This window comes from Rhizobium sp. CF142 (assembly GCF_000281145.1).
GTDB lineage: Bacteria > Pseudomonadota > Alphaproteobacteria > Rhizobiales > Rhizobiaceae > Rhizobium.
Window position 1 is genome coordinate 45,782 of record NZ_AJWE01000038.1, and the last position, 11,182, is coordinate 56,963.

Below are 11,182 nucleotides of genomic sequence, written 5' to 3' on the forward strand. Positions count from 1 at the left end.
AAGGAAAAGCCTGCCTACAGGACCATTTCAAAAAGGCCACGCACGGTGTTCCAGTTGCGCATCGTTCCGACACCCATGCGCTTGGTCGTGAGCGCCGATAGCAGCTGCGATTGACTGGGCTTGCCGTGGAAATCGATCCAAAGATCGCAGCCGACCAGCTCCATCCGCTGCCCCTCCGACAGAAGCGGCTTCAGCGCTTCCACCTTGTCCGGGTCGATCGGCAACCGGTTGACGCGCACGATCACCTGGTCGCCAACGCCGTCCTTGAAGGGATTGGCGCTGCAGAGCGCCATCCAGGTGCAGTCGCTGCGCACGATGATATCGACATGCTTGCCGAATTTTTCTTCAAAAGCCTCCTCCAACTGCTCTTCGACTTCATGCGGCCGCATTTCATCGGCCTCGAACACGAGGTTGCCGGTGGAGACCAGTGTGCGCGGTTCACGATAGCCCAGCTCTTCGGCAAGCTTTCGCAGATCCTCCATGATCACGCGCCGCTCAGATGTCAGGACGATGCTGTGCAGAAGTGCGATGAAGGTACACACCCTATGCCTCCTTCCGCCCAAGCGCGAAATAGCGCCACGGCGTAAACCAGCGGAAACGCATTTCCAGACTTTCCGGCACCGGATCGAGCCCGCTTGTGCCGCCCGGACCGCACCGGCCGACGCGGAAGAGTGTCATCCAGCCGCCAGCCCAGAGCCCGTGGCGCGCGACGGCCTCATAGCCATATTCGGAGCAGGTCGGGATATGCCGGCAGGAATTGCCGACGAAGCCGGAAAGCGTCAGCTGGTAAAGGCGGATGAGGCCCATGCCGAAAAGGCGGTCAGGCGTCTTGCTGAAGGGACCGGAGTAATTGCGGGAAAATCTCTGCCGCGGCTGGGCGCGAGGCTTCGGCGCGGCAGCACCGCCCTCGTCTTCCTCTTCCTCGCGCAGCAGACAGAATTCGCACATAGCTTACGCCTCGACGGTTTCAGCGCGTTTTGCCTCTATCTGGCCGATGGCGTCGACGACGGCGTCGAAGGTCAGCATGGTGGAGGCGTGACGCGCCTTGTAATCACGCACGGGAAGGAGATAGCGCATGTCGGCGAACCGTCCATCCGGCCCCTCGCCATCCGCTTTCAGCATGGTGAGCATATCCTCGCGCGCCTTGCGCACTTCGCCTGATGTCGCGCCGACGACATGGCGGGCCATGATCGAGGAGGAGGCCTGGCCGAGGGCGCAGGCCTTCACGTCATGCGAAAAGGCGCTGATCCTATCGCCATCCATTTTCAGCCAGATGCGCACTTTCGAGCCGCAGAGCCTGGAATGCGCCTGGGCACTCGCATCCGCATCGTCAAGCGTGCCGGTCAGAGGAATATTGCCGGCAAATTCGAGGATTTTGCTGTTATAGATGTCATCCATGACGGATTTGGCTCCAAAAACGCCTAAAAGCGACGCTAATTCCTATGTGATTGTCATGTAAACAAAAAACACACAGTCAAACGACAGCATACTTACATACCAGGGTCGTCTTCCTATATGTATGTCGTTCGAGGGCCATTGAAATGCAATGGGCCAGGATAAGTTTGATTGGGAAACCGTGCCGGAAGGGTTCGAGAAAGCGAGCCTGGAAAGCCCCGGAGCCTGCCAAAGGTGCAAGAATTCCCGCTTGGGGTACCAGTGGCTAGTCCGAATAAGGTCCGCGTTGCGGACCAGGAGACCATTGAATATGGACGCCATCGTCAAGAATTTTCCGCAGACCGTTCATGAATCCGATCGCCCCTCCCAGCAGGAGGCAGAGGAAGCCGTTCGCGTCCTGCTGCGCTGGGCCGGCGACGATCCGTCGCGTGAGGGCCTGCTGGATACGCCTGCCCGCGTCGCCAAATCTTATCGCGAGCTCTTCGCCGGTTACGAGATGAGCCCGGAAGACGTGCTCGGCCGGACCTTCGAGGAGGTTGCCGGTTATGATGACATGGTGCTGGTGAAGGACATTCCCTTCTTCTCCCACTGCGAACATCACATGGTGCCGATCATCGGCAAGGCGCATGTCGCCTATATGCCGGATGGACGCGTTCTCGGCCTCTCCAAGATCGCCCGCGTCGTCGAAATCTACGGCCGCCGTCTGCAGACGCAGGAAACGATGACCTCGCAGATCGCCAAGGCCATCGACGAAACGCTGCGCCCGCGCGGTGTTGCCGTCATGATCGAGGCCGAACATATGTGCATGGCCATGCGCGGCGTTCAGAAGCAGGGCTCGACCACATTGACGACAACCTTTACAGGAACGTTCAAGACTGAACCGGCCGACCAGGTCCGATTCATGACAATGGTAAGGGGCCGCTGATACCGGCTCCCTCAGGAGGGCCGCGATGAGTGAACTGATTTTCAATCAGCCATCGGACGATAAATCCGAGTTGGAGGATGCCGGCGATTTCACGCCGCGCTTCGATGATCGCGGTCTGATCACGGCCATCGTCACCGATGCCGATGACGGCGAACTCCTGATGGTCGCCCATATGAATGCGCAGGCCCTGGCGCTGACCATCCAGACCGGCTTCGCCCACTATTTCAGCCGCTCGCGCGGCAAGCTCTGGAAGAAGGGCGAGACCTCGGGCAATCTCCAGACCGTCAAGGAGATCCGCACCGACTGCGATCAGGACGCCATCTGGCTGAAGGTCGAGGTCGCCGGCCATGACGCGACCTGTCACACGGGTCGCCGCTCCTGCTTCTACCGCACCGTCACCCTGGAGGATGGAAAGCCCATGCTGACCATCGTCGATGACGACCTGCATTTCGATCCTAAGGACATCTACGGAAAATAGGCCAAATCCCGGCCGCCTGCTCCTTATTGCGACGCTGGTCGTCTCTATATACAATTTGGAAAGGGTTCGGGGCGGTTAATAGGAACCCAGTGTTCTGCCGGGAGGAAGGAACGCCATGTTGGGCTGGAGTATGAATCGTCAAAGCTCCGATGGGGGCGGTTCCGGCTTGGCGGTGCGTGACGATACGCCCGTTTCTCCTGTGCTCTCCGTTCCCGAAAAGAAAGCAAAGCTTGCCCTGGCGCTTGGCGGTGGCGCCGCTCGCGGCTGGGCGCATATCGGCGTGCTGCGTGCGCTCGATGAGGCCCGCATCGAGATCGGCATGATCGCCGGCACCTCGATCGGCGCGCTCGTTGGTGGCTGCTATCTCGCCGGCAAGCTGGATGAGCTGGAAAATTTCGCCCGTTCGCTCACCATGCGCCGCATCGCAAGCCTGCTCGATCTGACGATCGGTGGCTCCGGCCTCTTTGGTGGCATGCGGCTGACCAAACGCATGCAGGAACATCTGGAAGGACTGACGATCGAGGATCTCGACCGACCCTTTGTCGCGGTCGCGGCCGAGGTCAACACCGGGCACGAAGTCTGGATCGCCAACGGTTCGCTGATCACGGCGATCCGCGCATCCTACGCCCTGCCCGGTATTTTCGAGCCGGTGCGCAGCAATAACCGCACATTGGTCGATGGCGCGCTCGTCAATCCCGTACCGGTTTCCGTCTGCCGAAGCTACGAGCAACCGCTCGTCGTCGCCGTCAACCTCAACTATGATCTCTACGGTCGCTCCGCCGTCGTCCGCCACAATGCCAGCCTCTCGCCTGCCGAAGTGCAGCAGCAGAGGGATGCGCCCTATGCCGCCAGAATGGGCATGACCGGCGTCATGGTGCAGGCCTTCAACATCATTCAGGATCGTATCGCGCGAGCGCGCCTTGCCGGCGATCCGCCCGATATCTCACTGCAGCCGCGCCTGTCGGACATCGGCCTGTCGGAATTCCATCGTGCGGGGGAGGCCATCGAACGTGGCTATGAGGAAGCCCGGGCAAGGCTGCCCGAGCTGCAGCGTATGCAGGAACTCTACGCTAGGCACCCTTGACGCCCAAGCAATTCCAGCAAACGTAGAGTCGCTCAGCTTGCAATATAAGCCTTGATCTCTTCGGCCTCGCGCTCGACCTCGGCGATGCGCGACTTCACGACGTCACCGATCGAAATGATGCCGGCAAGCTTGCCGTTGGCTTCCACGGGAACGTGGCGGAAACGCTTGCTGGTCATCAGCTCCATGAGCTCGTGGACCGAGGTCTGCTCGTTGCAGCGGAGGACCTTCGAGGTCATGACGGAAGAAAGCGTCTGATCGAGCCCGTCCTTGCCGGACTTGGCGATGACATGCACGAGGTCGCGCTCGGTGAACATGCCGGAAATCTTGTTTTCCATGCCGACGACGACGATCGCGCCGATTTTCTTTTTGCTCAGAATCGCAGCCGCCTCCGCAACCGTAGTATTCGGTCCGGTGGTGACGACGTCACGACCCTTCAGATCGAGTATTGCCTTGACGGAACTGGCCATTTGTACCTCCCATGGCGAAAGTGAAACACTTGTCGGGAACACAGGCTCCGCGGCGGTTTCTCCCCCCAACGCGGATTGATCAATGGTGCACTGCTTGGGTCAGGATTGCAACTCGTCGTCAGGGTGCGGCACGGGTTCTTCAGGCAGTTTCCGGTCGAAGAGTGCGAAAAGGAAGAAGCCGAAGACGAAACCACCGATATGCGCATCCCAGGCAATCTCCTGGCTGCCGTCGCCGACGAGCGGGATGCCGACGGCGATCAGCGCGTTGCCGACCAGCCATAACAGCGTAAAGATGATCACCGTGCGGCTCTGCATCGCCTGCAGCACCGACAGTCGCGGATTGAGGTGCGCGGGGCGGACCATCTGACGCCCGGAGGGGAAGGCAAAGCGGCAGGCCGCGCCCATGAGGCCCGAGACCACGCCTGATGCCCCGATGAGCAACCCTTCGCTGCCCCAGTTCAGGGCCGCATGCAGCGCTGCCGAGGCGATCGAGGAAAGAATCCAGAAGATGATGAAGCGGAACGTGCCGATGCGGCGCACGACCGGCGCGCCGAACGCCATCAGCCACAGGCCGTTGAAGACGATATGCTCGACACTTCCGTGCAGCAGCGAATAGGTGACCGGCGTCCAGTAGAGTTGCGGCCCCTGCTCTGCAAGCGAAACAGCATAGCGCAGCGGAATGAAGCCGAAGTTGAACAGGAACCATTGAAACCAATCGTCCGGTAAAGCCGATTGCACGACGAAGATCAGGATCAATAGCAGCAGCGTGGCAAGCAGCGCCGGCGGAAGATTGAAGACCGGCTGGCGCGGCGGCCGGGCCGGCGGTTCGGGCTGCGAAGGCTGGAATGCCTGGTCAGGCCCGGACGTCTGTTCGTTCATGCTCTCATCGCCTCGTTGCAGGCCACAGCCATACAGGAGCCGACATCAAAAAAAAAGCCGTCCGGAATTGGCCGGACGGCTTGCCTGGGTTCCCCGAAGGATGCCCCCTCCCCTGGCAGTCTTTGTGCAGAACTTCACTGTTCGAAGTGATGGAGAGACGGTCTCATGACAGGCCCCCGCACTCAAGCGAAACCCTTTCTTAACCTTAACTCCCCGGATTTGGCATGAAATCCGCAAGGTAGAAGGTGAAGGGGCGAAAACCGCGCCCCAATGAACCGAAATGAGACACTGCCATGCGCCTTCAGATCACGATCGACATATTCGACTACTGGAATGCTCTGCGCGGCGGGCGGGATGCTCCGCTGAAATCGCAGATCGAGCCCGGCGCGATCCCTCATCTCCTGTCGAGCCTCTTCATCTTGGAGACGGCGGCGGACCGGCATATCCGCTTCCGCCTCGCCGGCACCAAGATCTGCGATCTCTTCGGCCGCGATCTGCGCGGCGAGCGTTTCTCCGCCCTCTGGGCCAACGGCCAGCACGAGGATATCGAAAGGACGGCACAGGGCGTCATCGCTCACGCCATCCCGACGCTTTTCAACGCGACGGGCTACAGTACTGCCGGCCATCACGCCGCCTTCGAGATCATCATGATGCCGCTGCGTTCGCCCGAAGGCGGCTGCGACCGGCTGCTCGGCGCCATCGCGCCTGCCGCTGCTGCAAGCTGGCTGGAGATCGTGCCGCTGGAGCTTCTCGCCCTCGATCGCAGCCGGCTGCTGCACGACAAGTTCGGCCGCGCGACTGAGGCCGAACCGCGTCGCCCTGTCGAGGTTGCCACCGAAAAACAGGCCACGTTCGGCCGGGCCATGCTGCGCGCCATGTCGCATTTCCTGCATGGGGCAACTGCACGCTGACCGTTCCATTTTGGGTCGCCGCCCATAGTACTTTAGGGTTATGCGGCGGCTCGTTCCACAACCTTCTGTTAAGGGATTGCAGGTAAGGATTGGGCTCTGCGATTTCATAAAGAAGCCCTTTGATGCACTCGTTCCAGCCCGCTCAGACGCACCGGCCTGCGCCGCGCCCAGAACAGGGAGTGTTCCAGCGCGTGCCCATCAATATGCAGGGCCGGCTGATGCTTGCGAACTACGAGGAATTCGAGTGCATGGTAATCGATATGTCGCCCGGCGACATGTATGTCACCTGCGCTGGCCGCCCGCGCGCCAATGAACGCATCGTCGCCTACATCGACCATCTCGGCCGCGTCGAAGGCCATGTACAGACCGTCGATATGCGCGGCTTCACCATGTCGATCAACGCCACCGAGCGCAAGCGCGAGAAGCTCGCGGCCCAGCTCACCTGGCTCGCCAACAAACACGAGCTCGGCCTGCCGGAAGATCGCCGTCATGATCGTCTGACGCCACGCGAGACCAAGACCGACCTTACGCTCGAAGACGGCACGCGCTACACCTGCCGCATCATGGACCTTTCGCTTTCAGGTGCGGCCGTCGATTGCGAAGTGCGCCCGCCGCTCGGCACGCCTGTTCGCCTCGGCAACATGCGCGGCCGCGTCGTTCGCCACTTCTCCGAGGGTGTTGCGATCGAGTTCCTGTCGGTCCAGTCACGTGAGACGTTGCGCGAATTTCTTTAAGCAATTCCGGCAAAGGTGCGCCGCGGTGTTGCGTCCGGAATTGCGTAAAACAAGAAACCAATTCCAGCAAAAATGATCAGCGGTTTTGCGCCCGGTTTTCGGTCCCGTACTACACGGGATAGGACTGACAATTTCTGTGTCGGGTTGAATAATCTCCTGCATCCCGTGTGGCAGATGTCATAGAATGCCGCCACTCTTGTCATTTCTCCGTCACAGGCTTGAAGGATACAGCGCACCTCAACAAGCGGCACGGTCATGTCAGTCCTGTTTCCGGAAATCGAACCCTATGAACACGGCCTGCTCAATACAGGCGACGGCAACCTTATCTATTGGGAGGCCTGCGGCAATCCGGCAGGCAAGCCGGCGCTTGTCCTGCACGGTGGACCAGGATCCGGCTGCTCCACCGCTGCGCGCCGCTATTTCGACCCGTCCGCCTACCGCATCATCCTCTTCGATCAGCGCAATTGCGGGCGCAGCCTACCTGACGCCGCCGACGCCGCGACTGACCTCTCCCGCAACACGACCGCCCATCTCATCGAGGATATAGAGAGGCTGCGCAGCCTCTTTAGCGTGGAAAAGTGGATCATCTTCGGCAATTCCTGGGGTTCGACGCTGGCGCTCGCCTATGCACAATCCCATCCCGACCATGTCAGCGGCATCGTCATTGCAGGCGTCACCACGACACGGCGTTCCGAAATCGACTGGCTCTATCGCGGCATGGCGCCGCTCTTTCCAGAGGAATGGCACCGTTTCGGCAAGGCGCTGCCACCGGAGCTCCGTGGCATCGACAGGGTGAGCGCCTATCATCAACTCCTCAACGATCCCGAAGAACAGGTGCGGCTGAAAGCGGCGCGCGACTGGCATGAATGGGAAGCGGCGACAATCCTTCTTGCCGATCCCGCCGGTCTGCCCCGGCGCTGGTCCGATCCGCGCTATCTTCTGACGCGCGCCCGCATCATCACCCACTATTTCCGCGAGGGCGCGTGGCTCGAAGACGGCATCCTACTGAAGAATGCCGATCGCCTCGCCGGCATCCCCGGCTTTCTCATCCATGGACGCTTCGATATAGAAGCGCCGCTTGTCACCGCCTGGGAACTTGCCCGCGCATGGCCGGGTGCCGAACTCCTCGTGCTGCCAAAGGCGGCCCATTCCACTGCAAATGCCGATATTGCCGCTGCGATCGTGGCTGCGACGAACAGATTCCGCGATCTCTGACGAAATTATTTTTGCGGCGGAAGATCGGGATGTAAGGCGGAATCGGCTTCCTGGATGGCGATTCCGCCTGTTTGTAGGCTTCAATCGGATCTCCGCCGGCTGCCATCCCCACTGCAGCTGGTCGCGGAAATTTACCCGGCTTATCGAAAATCGTTAACAGCCTGTCCGTTTTTCGGGCATTTCCCGCCCGAAAGCCTTTTTCCCAATCCTTCAATTTTAATCGAATTCGAGACGAATGCGCTTTTAATTTTAAGCGTATTCGATGTGGATTTGAATCAAGTTTGATGCGCTTTTGAATCAACTAAGCTATTAATTTGATTGCGTAATTTTGCGTGAGATAAAAACGTCCGTGTCATTGTCGTCCTCATAACGGGGAGACGATAATGTCAATTCGAAATCTACTGAAGAGCGGCCTTCTGGCCGTTAGCGTAACGGTGGCAATGGCGGGCGCAGGACAGGCATCACCCGCCAGCATGACACTTGCAGGCAATGCGAGCCCGCCGATCGGACACTATGAATTCTGTCAGGCCAATCCGAGTGAATGCGCCTATGCCGGCGGTGATGCCGGCCCGGCGATCCTGACCGAGGATCGCTGGAAGGAGATCCTCAAGGTCAACTACACCGTCAACTCGACCATCCAGCCGATGACGGACATGGAGATCTATGGTGTTGAGGAGCGCTGGGCCTACCCGCGCACGGTCGGCGACTGCGAGGATTTCGCGCTGCTGAAGCGCAAGATGCTGATCGATGCCGGCTTCTCTCCATCAGATACGCTGATAACTGTCGTGCTGCAGCCGAATGGCGAGGGCCATGCGGTGCTGACGGTGCGTACCGATCACGGCGACTTCATTCTCGACAACATGCGCAACAAGGTGCTGCTGTGGTCGGATACCGAATACACCTACCTGAAGCGCCAGTCCGCCGATGATCCGGCCCGCTGGACGAAGCTGCAGGACGGCCGCGCCGTCGCTGTCGGTAGCGTGAAGTAACAGGCATACCGGCCCCGGTCAGTCCCCGCATCCCCGTCCCGACCGGCGCCCAGAGCCGTTCCCGCTGTCCCGGGAACGGCTCGCTTCTTTTGTGGCACTTCCTTTTGGTTGAGTTAACGGCTCGTTAACTTCCGCCGCCCCATCCTTATCAGGAGATTCTTCACCGGCACCGACGACTCGTGTTTTTCTTACGGCGGCCCGATATCCAAGGACGACGATGAGCAATTCCGCCGTGGGCCATCCTGGTGAGCAGCCCCTTCTTTCGACCCGCTTCCTGGTACGCGTCACGGCGACGATTGCGGTCCTGGCGCTGCTGACGGTTGCGATCAGCGTTGCCGGCCGCTGGTTCGGCCGTCATATCTCGCTTGCCGGTAATACTGAAAGCAATGCCGGGATCACGCTCACCATCGGCCTCGACACGATCGGCCTGCCTGCCAATACAATTCGCTTCCCCAGCGAACGCCATGACGGCACGGCCGAACGGGTCGATCTCTATCTCGCCTGGCCGGAAATGCAGGGTTACAGCAAGGAAACGCGCCAGCGTTTCGACGACGTTGCGCGATCGTCAGGCCTGATTTTCCTGCAGATCACCCAAGGCACGATGTCGCGGGACATGTCGGGCCGGCTGGAGCCGATTTATTCGCACCTGATGGACGGTGCCTCGAAAACCTTTGCGCATGGTCTGACGCTGCACCGCTTGCGAGCCGATGCCGGTTACAACGGCGAGGTGCTGCTGACCGCGCCGCGCGAAGGAAGCGCCGATTATGTCGTGCGCTGCGTCCTGCCCTCGTCTGCGGAAATGGCAACCAGCGGCGATTGCCAGCGCGATATCAAGGTCGGCAAGGATTTAAGTGTGCTCTACCGGTTCTCGAGCCGTCATTTGGCCGACTGGGACCATATTGATGCCGCGATCAGGACTTTTGTGGAGAGCCGGCTTGTGAGCCGGTCTGCAACACTCCGCTAAAATCCCCGCAAATGTCTGAAGAAACGATTCATCATAAACGGATTGGTAACGCTGAACCGGTAGTTTTCCAAGACAGCCGGTTACGCAGTAGGGGGCGCGTGATCCGCCGAAAATCCAAAATGCAAGCAAAGAGTGGAATAGTGTCAAGGTCAATTTCCTCCGTATCATCGCCGCGGTCTGCCGGTTTCCTCGCAAAGGTGCTGACGATCCTTTCGATGGCTATCGCGATCGTCGCGGTCGACTCGGTCAATGCCGAAGCGGAAGCTGCAAATCCGAAATATGCCGGTATCGTCGTCGATGCCCGGACGGGGAATGTTCTCTACAGCGAGAATGCCGACCGTCTGCAATATCCGGCGTCGCTCACGAAGATGATGACGCTGTACATGACATTCGAGGCACTCGAGCAGGGCCGCATCCGCCTCGATACGCCCGTCCCCTTCTCCGCTCACGCCGCTGCGCAGGCGCCGACCAAGCTTGGTGTGCGCGCCGGCGGCACGATCACCGTCGAACAGGGTATCCTCGGCCTCGTGACGCTGTCTGCCAATGATGCTGCGACCGCCCTTGGCGAAATGCTCGGCGGTTCGGAAGATCGTTTCGCCCAGATGATGACAGCCAAGGCTCATGCGCTCGGCATGACACGCACGACCTATCGCAATGCCAACGGCCTGCCGAACACCGCACAGATGACGACGGCCCGCGATCAGGCCCGCCTCGGCATCGCCCTTCGCCAGCATTTCCCGCAATATTACGGTTATTTCAATACGCGTGCCTTCAAATTCGGCAACCGCGTGATCCGCAGCCATAACCGCCTCGTCGGCTCCGTGCGTGGCGTCGATGGCATCAAGACCGGTTACACCCGCGCCGCCGGCTTCAATCTGGTCAGCTCCCTGCAGGTCGATGGCAAGTCGATCGTCGGCGTGGTTCTCGGCGGTGCCTCCACCCCTGCCCGCGACTCACAGATGCGCAATCTGCTCGCGACCTACATGCCGAAGGCTTCCGGCAGCGGCGGCGCGCTTGTCGCCCAGTCGAAGCCGATGCCCGAGATGATCGAAACGCCTGCTCCGGTTTCCCCTGCCAAGGTTGCCCAGCTGGCTGAAAAGAAAACGATCACGGCCAATCAGCCGCCGGTCACGGCAGGGGC

At 60.2% G+C, this 11,182-nt stretch carries 14 protein-coding genes; 9 read left to right on the top strand and 5 right to left on the bottom strand.

Features of this window, described 5'->3' with window-relative positions:
- Positions 1–14 precede the first annotated feature (14 nt).
- The 3 genes from PMI11_RS10840 to PMI11_RS10850 are packed head-to-tail and all read right to left on the bottom strand — an operon-like array spanning position 15 to position 1,398.
- Positions 15–542, bottom strand: coding sequence for a DUF1697 domain-containing protein (locus PMI11_RS10840; protein ID WP_007816596.1), 528 nt, complete (start codon positions 540–542; stop codon positions 15–17).
- A gap of 1 nt (position 543) precedes the next feature.
- Entirely contained in the window at positions 544–948 is a 405-nt protein-coding gene (gene yidD / locus PMI11_RS10845; protein ID WP_007816598.1) for a membrane protein insertion efficiency factor YidD, read from the bottom strand.
- Positions 949–951: 3 nt separating this feature from the next.
- Positions 952–1,398 (bottom strand): iron-sulfur cluster assembly scaffold protein, encoded by a 447-nt coding sequence (locus PMI11_RS10850; protein WP_007816600.1) that lies wholly within the window; start codon positions 1,396–1,398, stop codon positions 952–954.
- A gap of 307 nt (positions 1,399–1,705) precedes the next feature.
- Here PMI11_RS10850 and folE point away from each other — a divergent pair, with 307 nt between their 5' ends.
- The 3 genes from folE to PMI11_RS10865 all read left to right on the top strand — a co-directional run bounded on the left by folE (position 1,706) and on the right by PMI11_RS10865 (position 3,882).
- The gene (folE, locus tag PMI11_RS10855; protein WP_007816602.1) at positions 1,706–2,320 is read left to right on the top strand and encodes a GTP cyclohydrolase I FolE; all 615 of its coding nucleotides are present in this window, start codon (positions 1,706–1,708) and stop codon (positions 2,318–2,320) included.
- A gap of 25 nt (positions 2,321–2,345) precedes the next feature.
- Positions 2,346–2,798 (top strand): phosphoribosyl-AMP cyclohydrolase, encoded by a 453-nt coding sequence (gene hisI / locus PMI11_RS10860; protein ID WP_007816604.1) that lies wholly within the window; start codon positions 2,346–2,348, stop codon positions 2,796–2,798.
- 115 nt (positions 2,799–2,913) lie between these two features.
- A complete protein-coding gene (locus PMI11_RS10865) occupies positions 2,914–3,882 on the top strand; it encodes a patatin-like phospholipase family protein (RefSeq protein WP_007816606.1) in 969 nt (322 codons plus the stop codon).
- A 32-nt stretch (positions 3,883–3,914) separates the two neighbouring features.
- On the opposite strand, the gene PMI11_RS10870 is transcribed toward PMI11_RS10865, so the two are convergent.
- Positions 3,915–4,349 (bottom strand): CBS domain-containing protein, encoded by a 435-nt coding sequence (locus PMI11_RS10870; RefSeq protein ID WP_007816608.1) that lies wholly within the window; start codon positions 4,347–4,349, stop codon positions 3,915–3,917.
- Between the two features lie 99 nt (positions 4,350–4,448).
- Positions 4,449–5,228, bottom strand: coding sequence for a rhomboid family intramembrane serine protease (locus PMI11_RS10875; RefSeq protein WP_007816610.1), 780 nt, complete (start codon positions 5,226–5,228; stop codon positions 4,449–4,451).
- A 293-nt stretch (positions 5,229–5,521) separates the two neighbouring features.
- On the opposite strand from PMI11_RS10875, the gene PMI11_RS10880 reads away from it, so the two are divergent.
- The 6 genes from PMI11_RS10880 to PMI11_RS10905 all read left to right on the top strand — a co-directional run.
- Positions 5,522–6,139: a PAS domain-containing protein gene (locus PMI11_RS10880; RefSeq protein ID WP_007816611.1), complete on the top strand. Its 618-nt coding sequence runs from the start codon at positions 5,522–5,524 to the stop codon at positions 6,137–6,139.
- A 122-nt stretch (positions 6,140–6,261) separates the two neighbouring features.
- Positions 6,262–6,873 (top strand): PilZ domain-containing protein, encoded by a 612-nt coding sequence (locus tag PMI11_RS10885; protein WP_007816614.1) that lies wholly within the window; start codon positions 6,262–6,264, stop codon positions 6,871–6,873.
- Between the two features lie 255 nt (positions 6,874–7,128).
- Positions 7,129–8,088 carry a prolyl aminopeptidase gene (gene pip, locus PMI11_RS10890; protein ID WP_007816616.1) on the top strand — a complete coding sequence of 320 codons (960 nt, stop codon included), beginning with the start codon at positions 7,129–7,131 and terminating at the stop codon, positions 8,086–8,088.
- 383 nt (positions 8,089–8,471) lie between these two features.
- Positions 8,472–9,077, top strand: coding sequence for a transglutaminase-like cysteine peptidase (locus PMI11_RS10895; protein WP_007816619.1), 606 nt, complete (start codon positions 8,472–8,474; stop codon positions 9,075–9,077).
- A 217-nt stretch (positions 9,078–9,294) separates the two neighbouring features.
- Positions 9,295–10,041, top strand: a complete 747-nt coding sequence (locus tag PMI11_RS10900; protein WP_007816621.1) for a hypothetical protein — start codon at positions 9,295–9,297, stop codon at positions 10,039–10,041.
- Between the two features lie 119 nt (positions 10,042–10,160).
- Positions 10,161–11,182, top strand: a 1,022-nt coding sequence (locus PMI11_RS10905; RefSeq protein WP_037071115.1) for a D-alanyl-D-alanine carboxypeptidase family protein, incomplete at its 3' end; no start/stop codon positions are given.